Raw genomic sequence first — 16,456 nt, 5'->3', positions numbered from 1 at the left:
AGGGAGACTAATCATGGAAATTTTCGCACTGATTTTTGCCGTCTGCCTCTATCGCTCCTTGCGAAAAGCTACGCGACAGATGGAAAAGGAGAAGACGTGCGAGAAAATCCGCTTCTCTTTTGTCTATCCGGATATTCAGCGCTCCATCGATGAGGCCCTTGCAGTTGTCAACAAGACAAAGGACGTGGAGGCGGGAATAAAAGAGTTTGCTGTTATTAAAGGCAATATCGCAAAGCTTGCTGCCAAGTCTCCTTCTCATCTTCCTCATCTGGTTCTCCCGGGGCGTCTTTAAAGCGTTCAAACGCTGGCCGATCACGGCCAGGCAGTCTGGAGCGTGAATCTGCTCAAACAAGAGGAATTCAACGCCCACCGAATCTGAGCCGCCTCTCCGATCCCCGTAACGAAAAAGCCCCACCCGCCCGCCTTGCATCGTGTCCGGCATACCGTTTATCATTAGTGATTCCGGCAGTGCAGCGGTACGAGGAGAATTTCTTTCATGCCCGTTCAGACAGGACTCGACAGGCTCGAAAAGGGGTGGCCCGGGGGATTGCGCGGGGCGCGGGTGGGGCTTTTGGTGCATCCGGCGTCGGTGGACCGGAGGCTCGAGCACGCGGCCACGCTCTTCATGCGGTCCAAGAAATTCGAAACGCGGGCCTTCTTCGGGCCGCAGCACGGGATCCGCGGCGAGACGCAGGACAATATGATCGAGTGGGAGGGGTTCAGGGACCCGCGGACAGGGCTTCCGGTCTACAGTCTTTACGGCGCTGCGCGGAAGCCCGAGCCCGCTATGCTCCGCGATATCGATGTGATGGCGATCGATATGCAGGATGTGGGCGCGCGGTATTACACGTTCATCTGGACCATGGAACTCTGCATGCAGGCCTGCCTCGAAGAGGGGAAGGCGGCGGTTGTGCTCGACCGTCCCAACCCGATCGGCGGTGCGCTCGTCGAGGGGCCGGTGCTCGATCCCGCATACGCTTCCTTCGTCGGCCAGCGGCCGCTGCCGGTGCGCCACGGCATGACCGTGGCGGAGATCGCGCTCTATCTGAAGGAGGCCTTTTATCCGGCGCTCGAGCTCCATATCGTTCCGGTGAAGGGCTGGAAGCGGAAGCAGTGGTTCGACAGGACAGGGCTGCCGTGGGTGCTGCCTTCGCCGAATATGCCGACGCTCGATACGGCGGCGGTCTATCCGGGCATGTGCCTCCTCGAAGGCACGATGCTGAGCGAGGGGCGCGGCACGACGCGGCCTTTCGAGATCTTCGGCGCGCCCTTCATCGATCCCGAAGCGCTGGTGAAGCGGCTCAGGGACTGCCGGCTCCCCGGCGTTGTCTTCAGGCCGCTGTTCTTTCAGCCCACCTTCCAGAAGCATGCGGGAACGCTCTGCGGCGGAGCGCAAATACACGTCATCGACAGGGAGAAGTTCCGCTCCTTCACGACCGGTGTTGCGGTGCTCAAGGCGGTCCGCGACCTCTATCCCGGCGATTTCCTCTGGAAGCAGCCGCCTTATGAGTACGAGGCCGAAAAAATGCCGATCGATATCCTCGCCGGCGCCGACAGGCTCAGAAAGGAGATCGAAGCAGGCGAAGGGCTGAAGCGGATGGAGGCGCGGTGGCAGGAGGAGTGCCGGTCGTTCCAAAAGACGGTGAGAAAGCGATTCCTGCTCTATGCATAAGCCTGTCGCCTGTTTCATCCTCGCTGCGGGCCTCGGCGAGCGTCTGCGGCCCATCACCGATCATATCCCGAAGCCGCTGCTCCCCCTCATGGGGATACCGGTCCTGCAGCACGCCCTCGAAAAGGCGGCGGCGCTCGGGCCCGCGGGTATCGGCGTGAACCTCCACTACAAGAGAGAGCGGATCGAAGAATGGGTGCGCCGCTCGCCGTTCCAGGAGCGGATAACGCTCTTCCCCGAGGACCCGATCCTCGATACCGGCGGCGCATTGAAGAACGCAGAGGGCTTTCTGGGCGGCAGCGCCTTCCTGGTGCATAACGCCGATATCTTCTCTTCCATCGATCTCGAAGGAGTGGTCGGCCACCACCGGGCGTCGGGGAATCTCGCGACGCTCGCGGTGCATGACTGTCCGCGCTTCAACCATGTCGCGGTCGATCGCCGGGGCTTGCTCAGGGGCGTGGGCAAGGGCCCTGCGGCCGGAGCTGACGGAGAGCGGCGGGTCGCCTTTACCGGCATCGCTGTCTATGAGCCGGAGTTCCTGGCGTTCCTTCCCGAAGGAAAATCGAGCGTGGTCGATGCGTGGCTGAAAGCGGCGGCTGCAGGGTGCGCGATCGGGACGCTCGATGTGAGCGGCGCGTACTGGAGCGACATCGGGACGCCTGCCGCCTATGCCGCCACGGTCGTCGAGGTGATGAAAGCGGCGGGAGAGACGGTATACATCCACCCCTCTGCGCAGGGCTGCGATGGAGCGGAGCTCGACGGGTATCTGGCGATCGAGGGCGGAAGCAGCATCGGGCAGGGCGCTGCGCTCAGGAACTGCATCGTGCTTCCCGGTACCCGCATTGGAGGGGCGGAGGGGAAACGCTACGAGAACTGCATCGTCGGCCCGGGAATCACCGTTCCGGTCAGCGAAACGGAAGCCGGGCTCGCGGTCGATGGCGAGACGCTGATCGGTATCGGCGGGTCGGACAGGAAATACTTCAGGGTGAAGAGAGACGGCAGGACGGCGGTGCGCATGCAGTGCCTGCCGGGCGACCCCGACTATGCGCGCCATATCGAGTACACGCGCTTCTTCCTGAAGCACGCGGTCCCGGTGCCGGAGCTCATAGAGGAGCAGCCGGCTGCCCTGAGCGCGCTCTTCGAGGACCTCGGCGACCTCTCCCTCTACTCGTGGCTGAAATGCCCGCGGGACGGAGCGCGGATAGAAGAGATGTACCGGAAGGTGCTCGATATAGCGGTGCTGCTCCATACAGCGGCAACGGGCCGTGCCGCCGAATGCCGGTATATGCAGGAACGGATCTTCGACTACGACCACCTGCGGTGGGAGACGGGGTACTTCCTGGAGCGCTTCGCCGGCGGGCTGAAGCGGGCCGCGCCCCGTGACCGCGCTCTCCTCGACCGTGAGCTCCACCGCCTCGCCGCAACGGTAAATGCGTACCCGAAGACGATCGTTCACCGGGACTTCCAGTCGCAGAATATCATGGTCGTGCAGGGCACGCCCCGCCTCATCGATTACCAGGGTGCGCGGCCGGGGCCGCCTGCGTACGACCTGGCATCCCTGCTCTGGGACCCCTACGCCCGCCTCGACGAAGAGATGAGGGAGCGCCTTATCGGGTACTATCTCAGCCGAAGGGCAATCGTCGAAGAGGGGTTCGATCCGGTCCTCTTCAGGGAGGCGCTCCTCCCCTGCAGGCTCCAGCGGCATATGCAGGCGCTCGGGGCCTACGGGTTCCTGTCGGCGGTGAAGGGGAAGAAATATTTTCTGAAGCATGTGCCGGAGTGTCTGAGGATGCTGCGGGAGGAGACCGCCCTCGTACAAGGCGAGTATCCCGAGCTGCATGCCCTGGTGGCCGAGCTGTGAGGAGCCGGTAGAAAGATCGAAGGGCCCGGCGAAAAAGTATGATAAACTGTAACTATGATCAGCATCGAGACCTTCAGGGGAACTGCGGTCGCGGATCATCGGGTCGAGATCGTCGAGCGCAAAGGCACGGGGCATCCCGATTATATGTGCGACTGCCTCATGGACGCGATCTCGGTCGCCCTCTCCCAGACCTACCTGAAAGAATTCGGCACCGTCCTCCATCATAATATCGATAAAGGGCTCCTTGCGGCAGGCAGGGCGGAGAAGCGCTTCGGCGGCGGCAGGATCGTCAAGCCGATGGAGCTCACTATCGGCGACCGGGCGACCTTCGGCGTCGGCGGCAAGAAGATCCCTGTCGCCGACATCGCCATCGACGCCGCTCAACAGTGGCTCAAGCGGAACATGCCCCGCATCGATCCCGTGCGCCACATGAAGTACCGGGTGGTCCTCGCCCCGGGCTCGGAAGAGCTGACCGATATCTTCCAGCGCCGCGGCAAGGTCAGGGCGGCCAACGACACTTCTGCCGCGGTCGGCTACTACCCGCTGAGCCCTGCGGAGCGGGTGGTGCTCGATCTCGAACGGTACCTCAACTCCAGGCGGTTCAAGGCGCGCTATCCCGACACCGGAGAGGATATCAAGGTGATGGGACTGCGGGAGGGAAAGGCGCTCGACCTCACCGTCGCGATGCCGCTCATCGCCGGTTACCTGCGATCGGAAGACGACTACTTCGCCCGCAAGGAGATCATCCTCGACGAGATGAAACGGTTCCTTGCAGGCGTGGAGGGCTTCAAGCGGATAACCGTGCACTGCAACACCCTCGACGAACAAGGGAGGGGATTGGGCGGCGTCTATCTGAGCCTCCTCGGCACCTCGGCGGAAGATGCGGATTCAGGCCAGGTGGGCCGCGGGAACCGCGTGAACGGGCTCATCTCCCTGAACCGGCCCCTCGGCACCGAGGCAGCGGCGGGAAAGAACCCGGTGAGCCATGTCGGAAAGATCTACAACGTCCTCGCCCACAAGATCGCGCGGGAGCTCTACGAAAAGATCGAGGGCATTCGGGAGGTGTATGTCCTCCTCCTGAGCAGGATCGGCACGCCCATCGACCGGCCCCAGACCGCTGCGGCCCAGATACTCCCCGAGAAAGGGAGGACGCTCGGCGATGTGAGGAAGAGAGCCGAGGAGCTCTTCCGGAGCGAGCTCGCAGGGATAAGCAGGCTCTGCAGCGACCTCAGCAAAGGCAAATACCCCGTCTGCTGAACCCTGCAGGGCAGCCGCATGGAGGAAAGGGACCGAGGCGGAGCATTTGGAGCGGCATGGGCAGCCCGAGCGGAGCCATGGAAGGCGGAGCGGGCTGACCCGCCTCGGAGACGGGCCGGATGCCCGTCGAGAATGAGCGCAAATGCCCCGCCTCGGTCCCTTTCCTCTTCGGTGCGTTTGCCCTGGCTGCATTCCCTTTACGCTACGATTTGTGTATGCCCCCTCTTATATTCGATGTTTCAAGATCGTATACTTAAATATATTCAGAATCGCTAATACACCGAGCCCTGGGAGAGGGGCGGGGAATGGTATGCGAGCGTACTATTCTCCGCCTCTTTCCCCGCTCACTATGCAGATAAAACGGGGGCAACAATGACGACCAAGAGATCGCAGCACTATGTCCTGGCAGGCACCATAGCGGCATATCTCCTCATCACCTTCGAGATCCTCATCATGATCAGCCCCTTCGCGGTCTACTTCTATTCGGTCTATGCGCCGCTCCTCGGGCTCCTCGCCTCCTCTCCCCTGACGGCATGGACCACCGAATTCTTTCTCCCCCACATGGTCTTCACCAACGACCCGGTGATCGCCGGCATCCTCTACCTCCAGATCCTCTTCATCGCGGGGCTGGCGCTCTTCCTGCTGACCGCTCTCCCGCTCTACTACGTCAAGCTCGTCAAGCGGGGGGTGCTCAAGGGATGGATGTACTCGTACATCCGCCATCCCCAGTATCTCTTCCTCGCGATCTCCGGCTTCGGCCTGCTCATCTACTGGCCGCGGTTCATTGTCCTCATCCTCTACATAACGATGCTCTTCGTCTATTACCTCCTCGCCCGGCACGAGGAGTCGCGCATGCGCCACAGGTTCGGCGTCTCGTATGAAGAGTATATGGCGAGGACGCCGATGTTCCTTCCCGGCGAGCCGGGCGGGAAGGTCTTCCGGGCGCTCTTCGGCTGGATATCCCCCCGCTGGGCCGGCATTCTCGCCGCCTATGCCGCAGCGCTCGTCCTGTCGGTCGCGCTCGCCTGGGGAGTACGGACGTATGCCGTTGCCCAGGTGCCGAAGGTCGCGATCGACCGGGAGACCGTTATCCCCGTCTTCCCGCGTCCGCAGGCGGAGGTGAGGGGGCTCTACGAGAAGGTTATTGCCGACGCGCGCGTGCGGGAATTCCTCGCAAAAGAGCGCCGGGTGAACCTCGCCTACCTGATCCCCGGGGACTATTTTCTGAACGCCCTCGTCACCGAAGAGAAGAGGAGGTTCTCGGACGAGTTCATCAGGAGCTTCCCCGACATCCTGGAATGGCAGAAGACCCATCCCCCGGGCGGTCTCGGGAGGTTCTTCAGGCTTTTCTTCAGGTTCTTCGGGCTCATCGGCGCTGAAGCCGAAGAGTGGCGCATCGAAGTGGAGCGCTTCATCTTCGTCAAGGTCACCGACGGCAGCGGGGACCCTGTCGGCCGCGACGCCCTCCTCGCCGTGGGAGTGAAGAGAGAGCCCGAGCTGCTGGTGGATGTGGATGCAGACACCCGCGAGATCATAGCCGTCGTGGTCACCTCCGGCTACAATGAATGGGGCGCGACGCCGATGCCGACCTTCTAACGACAAATTCGAAAAGCCGTAACGCGTGACGCGTAATCAGTAACCGCCTAATTTTATCCAGGCTTTTATTCTATTTTCTTTGTACCCGTTACGCGTTACGGATTACGCATTACGGTTTTGCATTTTGATGGTGTGGTATAATTTCACATGGCAGTTCTAGAGATCAAAACCTACCCTGACGACGTTTTGAAGGGCAAGGCGCTCCCGGTAAAAAATATGGACGGCGATCTGCAGCGGCTCATCGACGATATGGTCGAGACGATGTACGCTGCCCCTGGCGTCGGCCTTGCAGCGCCGCAGGTCGGCGTATCGAAACGGCTTATTGTCCTCGATGTGAGCACGCGGGACGAGAAGCATCCGCTGATGGTCCTCGTCAATCCCGAGATCGTCGAGGCCGACGACTTCGTCGACTCCGAAGAGGGCTGCCTCAGCATCCCCGGCCACCTGGTAACCATAAAGCGGGCCGGGAGAGTCGTCGTAAAAGCCCTCGACAGAAACGGCGCGCCCCTCCAGTTCGAAGCCGAGGGACTGCTCGCCATAGCGCTGCAGCACGAGATCGACCACCTCGAAGGCGTGCTGATCGTCGACCGGCTCAGCTCCATCAAGAGAGAGTTCTTCAAGAAGCGGTACTTCAAAGCCCTCAAGGAAGCGCAGCTCAAGGCGTAGAGGCCCGACCATGGGAGCCGAACGATGAGCCGGAAAAGGTGATGATCCCGTGGCATTGATCTTCTTCGGCACTCCCGCCTTCGCCGTCCCCTCGCTCCAGGCGCTTATCGATGCGGGAGAACAGGTGGCCCTCGTGGTCACCCAGCCCGACAAGGTGAAGGGCCGCGGACACCAGCTCTCTTCGCCGCCGGTCAAGGAGCTCAGCCTGAAACACGGCATCAGGGTGGCCCAGCCCGCGAAGATCAGGAACGAGGAGTTCTACGCCCTGCTCCGGGAGATCGCTCCCGAGTTTATCGTCGTCGTCGCCTACGGAAAGATCCTGCCGAAAGAGATACTCGCCCTGCCGGAGCGCGGCTGCATCAACGTCCACGGCTCGCTCCTCCCCCGCTACCGCGGCGCGGCGCCGATTCAACGGGCGATCCTCAACGGCGATACGGTAACCGGCGTCACGACGATGCTCATGGATACCGGCATGGATACGGGCGACATGCTGCTCCGCGCGGAGATTCCCCTTACCCGCGACGATACGACCGAGACGCTCTTCGCGAAGCTGGCCGAGCTCGGGGCGAAGACCCTGATCGAGACGATCAGGGGTCTGAGGGCCGGTACCATAACCCCTGTCCCCCAGACCGGGGAGGCTACCTACGCGCCGCCCCTCCGGAAAGAGGAGGGCAGGGTCGACTGGAGCCGGAGCGCGGAAGAGCTCTCCAATTTCGTGAGGGGCATGTATCCCTGGCCTTCGGCGTTCACGTATCTTAATGATGAAATGATAAAGATCACCAGGGCGCGGCCGGTCGAGGGCAGCGGTGTGCCGGGACGCATCGAGAAGGCCTCACGGGGAGAGCTGATCGTCGGCGCCGGGAAGGGACTCCTGAAGATCGAGATGCTCCAGCCGGAAGGGAAAAAGGCGATGCCTGCGGAGGCGTTCATCGCGGGCAGGCGTTTGCGAGAGGGACATGAGACCTTTTCTTAGGGGCGTGGTGCTGAAGGTGCTCTATCCCCTGCTGATGCTCGCCGGGGCTTTTTTCAAGGACCGGAAAGAGCGTCTTCAGCGGGTGGTGATCGACCTCAACAACCGGCTCATCAGGGCCGAGCCCGAGCGGTACCGGACCAAGCGGCTGCTGCTCCTGCTGCCGCACTGCCTGCAGGTGAACGAGTGCGATGTGCGCATCACGAACGACATCCGCAACTGCAAGCGCTGCGGCCGCTGCGAGATCAGCGACCTGCTCCGGATCGCGGAGGAATACGACCTGAAGCTCTTCGTCGCCACCGGGGGAAACCTCGCGCGGCGGATCGTGAGCGATATCAGACCCGAGGCCATCATCGCCGTCGCCTGCGAACGCGACCTGAGCAGCGGCATCGTCGACACCTACCCGCTCCCGGTGCTCGGCATACCGAACGAGCGGCCCTTCGGTCCCTGCCGCAACACGCGCGTCGACCTCGAGCGGGTGAAAGAGGCGATCACCTTCTTCGGACGTGACCGGTAAAAACACAATGTCCTCCTGCAAGCTCACCATACCGCTCGCGTACCATTCCCCGCCCCCTCTCACCGACGTTGTTGTTTGTGGTAATAGGGTACAAACATGGTTCTGCAGAGGAAGAGATATAAGCGGACAGTGAAGGCTGAGAAGCCCGGGAAGCCCGGGAAAACGGCGGAGAATACCGCTGCTTCCTCGACGCGGGAAAAGGCGGTGCTCGTCCTCCACGCCGTATTCGACAGGGCCCGGAAACCGAAGGAGGCGCTCGACGAGACGGGAGAGGGGCTCGACCGGCGGGAGCGGTCGTTCCTCATGGAGCTGGTGTACGGCGTCCTCCGCAACCGCGACTACCTCGACTGGCTGCTCGCCCCTTTTCTGAGAAAACCGACGGGGCTGTCCCCGGTGACCCGGAACAATCTGCGTCTCGCTGTCTACCAGCTGCACTCGATGCGTGTGCCCGAGTGGGCGGTGGTGAACGAAGCGGTGGAGATCGAGAAGAACCGCACGGGAAGGGAGGCGCTGGTCAACGGGGTGCTGAGGAGCTTCCTGCGGGCGAGAGAGGCGATGGCTGAACCGCCGCAGGACGACCCGGTCGATTATATCTCCCTTATCACCTCCCATCCGCGCTGGCTCGTGAAGCGGTGGGCGGCGCGGTTCGGCGCCGATGAGGCGCTCGGCCTCGCGCGGAAGAATAACGAAGTGCCGCCGCTCACCATACGGGTGGACGGCGAGGGCGCGCGCGAGCGGGCCTTGCAGCTCCTGGCAGAAAAAAGGATAGCGGCGCACCCGACCCGCTTCTCTCCCGCAGGCATCACCCTGAATGAGCTGCATTCGGTGAGCGAGCTGTCGGAGGCGGTGGACTTCCCTTTTGTCGTGCAGGACGAAGCAGCGCAGCTCGTCGGCTATCTCCTCAATCCGTCGCCCGGGGAGCGGGTGCTCGACGCGGCTGCTGCGCCGGGAGGGAAGACCACGCACCTCGCCCGGCTGATGGGAGACCGGGGAGAGGTGGTGGCGGTCGAGGCCGAAGCGAAGCGGCTGCCGCAGCTCGAAGAGAACATAACGCGGCTGGGGATCAGGTCGGTGCGGATACTGCACCGCGATGCGAACGAGCTGACCGGGGCGGAGCTCGGCTGCTTCGATCGGATTCTCCTCGATGCGCCCTGTTCATCCCTGGGGGTGATCCGGAGGAACCCGGACGTGAAGTACCGCCACCAGAGAGGCGATCTCGGACGGTTCAAAGAGCGGCAGCTCGAGCTGCTGCTCTCGGTCTCCCGCCTGCTGCGAGCAGGGGGGACCATGGTCTACGCCGTCTGCTCCACCGAGCCGGAAGAGGGGGAGGAGGTCATCGGGGCGTTTTTACAGAAGTCGCCGGATTTTAGTATTATAAAGGGCGACTATGAGTTCTTGCGGCCCTTTGAGGTCATGGATTCGGGGCGTGTTTTCTACCGGACCTTTCCCCACCGGCACGAGATGGACGGCTTCTTCGCTGCCCGGCTGAGAAGGGCCTGAAAAGAGAGAGACCAGGAGAGCAGCGCGGGCCTGAGCAGTGCTGCATCAAGGATACATGAGGAAGTTAATAACGATACCGCTGTACCTCACCATCCTGCTCGTCCTCGGCATCGCCTCCGGCCATATTACCTTCAAGCTGCTCAGCTTCAGCAGGACCGTTGCCGTGCCGGACCTGCGGGCAAAGGGAATGATCGAGGCGAACGAGCTCCTCCGCAACAAAGGCCTCTACCTCCGGCTCGAGGGAGAGGATTACGACTCCTATGTCCACCAGGGGGACATCCTGCGGCAGGACATTCCTCCCGGGAGCAAGGTCAAGTCGGGACGGGAGATCGGGATTGTGCTGAGCAAGGGCCCGAGGGTACAATATGTGCCTGACGTTGTGGGGCAGCCTCTCGAACGGGCCGAGTCGCTCCTGAGCGGCAAGGGCATCAGGATCGGGAGGGTCATCTATGTCCACTCGGACAGGACGCCCCGGAACATCATCCTTGCGCAGCGGCCTGAATCGAACGAGGGAGGCGGCGATCTCTTCAGCGTGATCGTCAGCCTCGGCGATGCCCCGGAGCCCCCCGCAGCGAAGGCGACGCCTGCCGAGCAGGCGATACCCAAGACAGAAGCGAACAAGGAGGAACGGTGATCAAGATCGCGCCATCCATTCTGTCCGCCGATTTCATGCGGCTCGGCGCCGAGATCGAGGCGGTGGAGGCCTCGGGTGCGGACCTGCTCCACCTGGATATCATGGACGGCCATTTTGTGCCGAACATCACGATCGGGCCTGCCGTGGTCGAGGGCATCCGCACGATGACGAGCATGCCGCTCGACGTGCATCTCATGATCGAGAACCCGGACAAGTACCTGGGAGACTTCGTCGCTGCCGGGGCCGACTACCTGACGGTCCATGTCGAGGCGAGCGTTCACCTCCACCGGACCGTCCAGCGGATCAAGGAGAGCGGCGTCAAGGCAGGCGTATCGCTGAACCCGGCGACGCCGCTCGCCAGCCTCGACCATATCCTCGCCGATCTCGATATGGTGCTCCTCATGTCGGTAAACCCGGGATTCGGAGGGCAGAAGTTCATTCCCTTCGTGCTCGGCAAGATAACGGCGCTGAAGGCCGCCGTGAGGGAGCGCGGCGGCACGGCGCTCATCGAGGTGGACGGCGGGGTGAAGCCCGACAATGCGCGGGAGGTCGCGGCAGCAGGCGCGGACATCCTGGTGATGGGCTCCGCCTTTTTTCACGCCGACGACTACAGGGGCCTGATGCGGGAGCTCAGGGAGACCCTGAACGGACTGTAGCTCCGGAAAAGATAAAGGAAACCGAATGGAAGAAAAAATCTACGCCTTGATAAGAGAAGCCGAAAGCTTGCGCGAGCGCGCCGCCTACAAGGAGGCCCTGAAGCGCTTTCGCCGCGCGCTGTCGCTCAGCAAGCGGCACCATCACCTGGACGGTGTCCTCGACGCTACGCTCGCGATCGCCGATATCTCCCGGATGACCGGCGATTTCGATCTCGCGATCCGGCACTATGAGGAGGCCCTCGAATCGTCCGAGGCCCTGGGCAACAGGCTGACCGCTGCCGACTGCATGGTGGGCATGGGCCTTTCGCTGCGGGCTATCGGGATGTGGAAAGAGGCGGTGCGGTTCATCACCACGGCCCGCAAGACCTACCGCAAAGAGAACGACACGAAAGGGGTGGCCTTCTCGCTCTGGGCCGAGGCCGGCGCGCTGCGCGTGGCCGGGGATATCGGGAAGGCGATAGAGCGGTTCGAGGAGTCGCGCGATCTCTTCTCCTCCCTCTGCTTTGATTCGGGAATGGCGTATGCGCTCTGCGGGCTGGGGGGCACGCACCGGATCGCCGGAAAATCCGAAGTCTCGCTCTCCTACTATCGGCAGGCGAACAGCATGTTCAGGGCCCAGAAGGACACCTTCGGCGCCGCCTACTCGCATTGCGGCATCGGCAACGCCTACCGCATGCTCCACCGGTATGCGGATGCGATGAGGCACTTCAGCAAGGCGACGCGGCTCTACGAGAAGATCGGCGACCGGGTGAGCTATTCGTACACCCTGTGGAGCATCGCGACGCTCTACAAGATGAAGGGAGAGAGCGCGAAGGCGCGCTCCTCTATCCAGAAGGCGCTCCGGAACTTCAGGATGACGAAGGACCCCCGGGGGATCGTCTACTGCGACCTCGCTCTCGGCGAGCTGCTTTTCATGGAGGGAAAGACCGGGGCAGCGCGGAAAAAGATGCTCGCCGCTGCCGCAAGCGCCGCCAGGCACGGCTTCAAGCTCGAACAGTGCCACGCCGATGCTCTCCTGGCGGTCGTCGACGGCAATGGCATGCGCTCGCCGAAGACGCCCTGCTACCGGAAGAGGGAGGTCGAGCTGCCCGCTCCCTCGATACCCTTCAACATCCCGTAATGAAGCGCGGCCATGACTATTCTGACCATACCCAACCTCATTACGTTCGTCAGGATCGTTATCCTGCCCGTTTTCGTTACGGCGCTCATCTACCGGCGCTATAATTACGCGCTCGCGCTCTTCATCGCCGCGAGCGTTTCGGATATGCTCGACGGCCTCCTGGCGCGGCTGACGGACCAGAAGAGCGCCCTCGGCGCGTTTCTCGATCCGCTCGCCGATAAAATCCTTCTCGTGACCTCCTTCATTCTCTTTGCGGTGTATGGATGGATCCCCCTCTGGGTCACCATCGCGGTTATCAGCCGCGACCTGATCGTCGTCGTGGGATGGTTTCTCTTCTACCTGCTCTACGATACGACGAAGGTGGAGCCCTCGTTCATCGGCAAGTCGGCCATCGCCGGGCAGCTGCTGCTGATCGCCTACACCCTCTTCTCGGTCACGGTGCCCGCGCTGCCGGAGCCGCAGGGCTGGATGTTCTGGACCGTCGCCCTGCTGACGATCGTTTCGGGGCTCCAGTATATTTTCAGAGGACTGAAGCATGCAGCGGAAAAATGATAACGGCATCGAGATAGAGGCGGTCGAGCCGGGCAGCATCGCCGACCGTTCGGGCCTCGTGCCCGGCGACCGGCTCGTCGCCGTCAACGGGCATAAGATACGGGACGCCATCGATGTGATGTTCTGCGGCGCCGAGCCCGGGGGAGAGTTCCTCGTCATGAGAAAGGACAAGCGGTGCTCCCTTGCCGCGGTCCCCGCGGACCGGAGCCCCGGAGAGCTGGGGATCGTCCTCAAACCCTTCAAGACGCGGGCCTGCAAGAACAACTGCGTCTTCTGTTTCGTCTCCCAGCTCCCCCGGGGAATGCGGAGGCCGCTCTACCTGAGGGATGACGATTACCGCATGTCCTTTCTCTACGGCAATTATGTGACGCTCACCAATCTCTCGGCGGAAGACAGGGAGCGGATCGTCGAGCAGCGGCTCAGTCCGCTCTATCTCTCGGTCCACTCCACGGATACGGCGACGAGGAATCTCCTGCTCGGCAACCAGCAGGCAGCGCCGATCATGCGGGAGATCAAGTTCTTTGCAGGCCGGAAGATCAGGATGCATACCCAGATCGTGCTCTGTCCCGGGTACAACGACGGGAAGCACCTCGCCAGGACCATAGCCGATCTCTACCGGTTCTATCCCTACATCATGTCCATTGCCGTCGTGCCGGTCGGACTGACGGCGCACCGGAAGAAGGCGCTGCGGCCGGTGGAGCGCGACGATGCCCTCGCCGCGCTCGACATCATCCATAAGTTCCAGACCAGGTTCAAGAGAAAGCATGGCGAGTGCGTTGTCTACGGCGCGGACGAGCTCTACATCAAGGGGGAGCGGGATTTCCCTCCCCTCGCCGACTACGGAGACCTGCCCCAGATCGAGAACGGCGTGGGCATGACGCCGCTGTTCCTGCACCAGCTGCGACGGGTCAAGGCGCCCTCTTCCGCGCCGAAGCAGCGGCTGGTCACCGTCACCGGCGTATCGTTCCATCCCTATCTCATGAAGCTCGTGAACAGGCTGAGAAAGGGCGGCGTCGAGATCGACGCCGTTCCCGTCGAGAATACGTTCTTCGGCCCGCGGGTGACCGTGACCGGGCTCCTCACCGGGCGGGATGTCATCAAGGCGCTCTCGGGGCTGGTGCACAGGGACGACGTGCTGCTCATCCCCGACATTGTCATGAGAGAGGGGGACGAGGTCTTTCTCGACGAGGTGACCAGAGAGGATATAGAGCACCTCCTCGGCGCGAAGGCGGTGGTCGTGGAGTCGACGCCGAAAGGGCTCGTCGATGCGATCGCGGAGCTGTCGAGGTAAAAGGGGGATACCATGAGCATACGAGGGACGACACGGATCACCGGCATATTCGGGTTCCCGGTAGAGCACAGCCTCTCGCCGGCCATGCATAACGCGGCCTTCGAGCACCTGGGGCTCGACTACTGTTATGTCCCCTTTTCCGTGAGCCCCGAGCGGCTCGAGGACGCGGTCAAAGGGGTCAGGGCGCTCCGGATTCGCGGGGTCAATGTGACGGTCCCCCACAAAGAGCGCGTCATCCCTTTCCTGGATGAGGTCGGCGAGGAGGCGTCGTTCATCGGCGCGGTAAATACCGTGGTGAACGACGACGGTGTGGTGCGGGGCTTCAATACCGACGGCAGGGGGTTCATGCAGTCCCTGGCAGAGGCGGGCATCGATCCTGCCGGCAAGCGGATACTCATGGTCGGCGCGGGCGGCGCTGCCCGCGCGGTCGGTTATTACCTCTGCAGGGAAGCGGCGGCAGTTTATCTCTATAACAGGCGCCGGGAGAGGGCGGTATCGCTCGCCGGGAGCCTGAACACGCTCAGGGGAAATGTGTCGGTCGTCGACAGCGATGCGCTCGGGAGTAAAGAGGTGATGGCGTCGCTGGATATCGTCATCAACACGACGCCGCTGGGGCTCTCTCCCGACGACCCCCTTCCCTTGGAGGTGACGATGCTGACAGGACATCACGTCGTCTGCGATCTGATCTATAAGCGGACCCCGCTCCTCCGCGAGGCCGCAGAGCGGGGCTGCGCCACCCTCGACGGCCTCGGCATGCTCCTCTGGCAGGGCGTCTACGCCTTCGAGCTGTGGACAGGGCTCCGCCCCCCGGTCGAGGTGATGCGCGCAGCGATACAGCGCTCGTCGCGTCCATAGCGTTTATCGCGTTATAGCGTTCATCGCGTTTATAGCGTTATTGCGTTTGTCGCGTCCATAGCGTTGTAGCGTTTGTCGCGCAAGAGTACGGTGGTAATCGGGTCAGTTATCGTGAAGCGGCTAGCTCCGAAATACCATACTTTTACGCGATGAACGCGATGAACGCGAGTTGGCATGTTATTTGCCTTTACAAGACTTGACCACTGTGTTAATATTTTTATATGAAAAAAACGGTGTTTTTAGTCGTTGCCGTCCTTTTTTTTGTCGTTTTGGCCCTGTTTTCGGAGAGAGAGGGAGCGCTCAAGACAAAGGTGAAGCTCGGCGATAACTCGTATATGGACGAGGTGACGATCGTCCAGAAGAAAGACGGCGCTACCAAGTGGACCCTGAGCTCGAAGAAGGCCGTCTTCGTTACTGACAACGAGGTCGCCCTGGCGCAGGTGAATATAACGTTTCCGGAAAAAGAGCTCACCCTCACTTCTGACAACGGCACCTACCACATCGAGCAGCGCGACCTGAAGATAGAAAAGAATATAAAGGCGGCCGGCAAGAACTACGATATCGTGGCCGAGACCCTCTTCTGGGATGCGTCGCGCAACGAGCTCTTTTCCGATGACACGGTCCATATCGTCGGGAAGAAGTTCCATGTCGAGGGGGATTCCATGGTCGCCACCACGGACAAGGCGACGCTGAACAGCAACGTGAAAGCGATTTTTTATGGAAAGTAGAGATACCATGTACGGTACCCGCCAGAAAAAGAACGGCATGAGCGGCGTTGTCGCACTGCTCGCTGCTGTCCTCTGCCTTCTCCCGGCACTCCCCTCATTTGCCGAGACGAAGAAGGCGGCCGCCAAGGAGCCCACGGTCATCACCTCGGAGAGGCTGACCACGGATAATACGGCGAAGACAGCGCTCTTCGAAGTGAACGTGGTCGCGAAGAAGGGAGACATGACGCTCTTCGCGGACAAGATGCTCGTCTCTTATTCGGAAGAGAGGGGCGGCAGCAATATCAAGAAGATCGATGCGGAGGGCAATGTCAAGCTCGTCAGGGGAGCGCGGGTGGTCACCTCCCGGGCCGCCACGTATTTCGCCGCTCCCGAAGAGCATGTCGTCTTTACCGGGGAGCCGCGCGCCTCTGAGGGGGAGAATGTGGTGACCGGCACCAAAATGACCTATTATATGAGCAGCGACAACTCGGTTGTCGAGAACAGCAAAGTCTTCCTGGTCGAGAGAAAGGACGGAGGCGACGCGCGGAAGAAGCACTCTCCCCCGCGGTGAGCCCTCCCCCGCGCCGGAGCGGCAGTACGGCAAC

The 16,456-nt window shown here is 62.0% G+C and carries 17 protein-coding genes; all 17 read left to right on the top strand.

Annotated features, from left to right (window positions below):
- The first annotated feature begins 13 nt into the window (after nucleotides 1-13).
- The 17 genes from AB1805_12160 (at nucleotide 14) to AB1805_12080 (ending at nucleotide 16,422) form a co-directional block, all read left to right on the top strand.
- Complete coding sequence (locus tag AB1805_12160) at nucleotides 14-292, top strand: hypothetical protein (GenBank protein ID MEW5746177.1); 279 nt, start codon at nucleotides 14-16, stop codon at nucleotides 290-292.
- Between the two features lie 204 nt (nucleotides 293-496).
- The gene (locus tag AB1805_12155; protein MEW5746176.1) at nucleotides 497-1,672 is read left to right on the top strand and encodes a DUF1343 domain-containing protein; all 1,176 of its coding nucleotides are present in this window, start codon (nucleotides 497-499) and stop codon (nucleotides 1,670-1,672) included.
- Nucleotides 1,665-3,530 (top strand): phosphotransferase, encoded by a 1,866-nt coding sequence (locus AB1805_12150; protein MEW5746175.1) that lies wholly within the window; start codon nucleotides 1,665-1,667, stop codon nucleotides 3,528-3,530. Before AB1805_12155 ends, AB1805_12150 begins: the two co-directional genes overlap by 8 nt.
- A gap of 54 nt (nucleotides 3,531-3,584) precedes the next feature.
- Nucleotides 3,585-4,787, top strand: a complete 1,203-nt coding sequence (locus tag AB1805_12145) for a methionine adenosyltransferase (GenBank protein MEW5746174.1) — start codon at nucleotides 3,585-3,587, stop codon at nucleotides 4,785-4,787.
- Nucleotides 4,788-5,159: 372 nt separating this feature from the next.
- On the top strand, nucleotides 5,160-6,383 hold the full coding sequence (locus tag AB1805_12140; protein ID MEW5746173.1) for an isoprenylcysteine carboxylmethyltransferase family protein: 1,224 nt from the start codon (nucleotides 5,160-5,162) through the stop codon (nucleotides 6,381-6,383).
- Nucleotides 6,384-6,530: 147 nt separating this feature from the next.
- Complete coding sequence (gene def, locus AB1805_12135) at nucleotides 6,531-7,049, top strand: peptide deformylase (protein MEW5746172.1); 519 nt, start codon at nucleotides 6,531-6,533, stop codon at nucleotides 7,047-7,049.
- A 49-nt stretch (nucleotides 7,050-7,098) separates the two neighbouring features.
- Entirely contained in the window at nucleotides 7,099-8,022 is a 924-nt protein-coding gene (fmt, locus tag AB1805_12130; protein ID MEW5746171.1) for a methionyl-tRNA formyltransferase, read from the top strand.
- The gene (locus AB1805_12125; GenBank protein MEW5746170.1) at nucleotides 8,006-8,536 is read left to right on the top strand and encodes a DUF116 domain-containing protein; all 531 of its coding nucleotides are present in this window, start codon (nucleotides 8,006-8,008) and stop codon (nucleotides 8,534-8,536) included. The genes fmt and AB1805_12125 overlap by 17 nt, the downstream gene beginning before the upstream one ends.
- Nucleotides 8,537-8,665: 129 nt before the next feature.
- Nucleotides 8,666-10,036, top strand: a complete 1,371-nt coding sequence (rsmB, locus tag AB1805_12120) for a 16S rRNA (cytosine(967)-C(5))-methyltransferase RsmB (GenBank protein ID MEW5746169.1) — start codon at nucleotides 8,666-8,668, stop codon at nucleotides 10,034-10,036.
- A 55-nt stretch (nucleotides 10,037-10,091) separates the two neighbouring features.
- A complete protein-coding gene (locus tag AB1805_12115; GenBank protein ID MEW5746168.1) occupies nucleotides 10,092-10,670 on the top strand; it encodes a PASTA domain-containing protein in 579 nt (192 codons plus the stop codon).
- Nucleotides 10,667-11,326, top strand: a complete 660-nt coding sequence (gene rpe, locus AB1805_12110) for a ribulose-phosphate 3-epimerase (protein ID MEW5746167.1) — start codon at nucleotides 10,667-10,669, stop codon at nucleotides 11,324-11,326. Before AB1805_12115 ends, rpe begins: the two co-directional genes overlap by 4 nt.
- Nucleotides 11,327-11,351: 25 nt before the next feature.
- Nucleotides 11,352-12,446 carry a tetratricopeptide repeat protein gene (locus AB1805_12105; GenBank protein ID MEW5746166.1) on the top strand — a complete coding sequence of 365 codons (1,095 nt, stop codon included), beginning with the start codon at nucleotides 11,352-11,354 and terminating at the stop codon, nucleotides 12,444-12,446.
- A gap of 12 nt (nucleotides 12,447-12,458) precedes the next feature.
- Complete coding sequence (locus AB1805_12100; GenBank protein ID MEW5746165.1) at nucleotides 12,459-12,998, top strand: CDP-alcohol phosphatidyltransferase family protein; 540 nt, start codon at nucleotides 12,459-12,461, stop codon at nucleotides 12,996-12,998.
- On the top strand, nucleotides 12,982-14,289 hold the full coding sequence (locus AB1805_12095) for a DUF512 domain-containing protein (protein ID MEW5746164.1): 1,308 nt from the start codon (nucleotides 12,982-12,984) through the stop codon (nucleotides 14,287-14,289). The genes AB1805_12100 and AB1805_12095 overlap by 17 nt, the downstream gene beginning before the upstream one ends.
- A gap of 12 nt (nucleotides 14,290-14,301) precedes the next feature.
- Nucleotides 14,302-15,144, top strand: coding sequence for a shikimate dehydrogenase (locus AB1805_12090; protein MEW5746163.1), 843 nt, complete (start codon nucleotides 14,302-14,304; stop codon nucleotides 15,142-15,144).
- Between the two features lie 221 nt (nucleotides 15,145-15,365).
- Nucleotides 15,366-15,872, top strand: coding sequence for an LPS export ABC transporter periplasmic protein LptC (gene lptC, locus AB1805_12085; GenBank protein ID MEW5746162.1), 507 nt, complete (start codon nucleotides 15,366-15,368; stop codon nucleotides 15,870-15,872).
- Entirely contained in the window at nucleotides 15,862-16,422 is a 561-nt protein-coding gene (locus tag AB1805_12080) for an LptA/OstA family protein (protein ID MEW5746161.1), read from the top strand. The genes lptC and AB1805_12080 overlap by 11 nt, the downstream gene beginning before the upstream one ends.
- Nucleotides 16,423-16,456: the final 34 nt, after the last annotated feature.

Source organism: Nitrospirota bacterium, from assembly GCA_040752355.1.
In the GTDB taxonomy this organism is placed as follows: domain Bacteria; phylum Nitrospirota; class Thermodesulfovibrionia; order Thermodesulfovibrionales; family Dissulfurispiraceae; genus JBFMCP01.
Note: the sequence above shows the minus strand (reverse complement) of the source record. Positions and strands in the feature narration are given on the sequence as shown.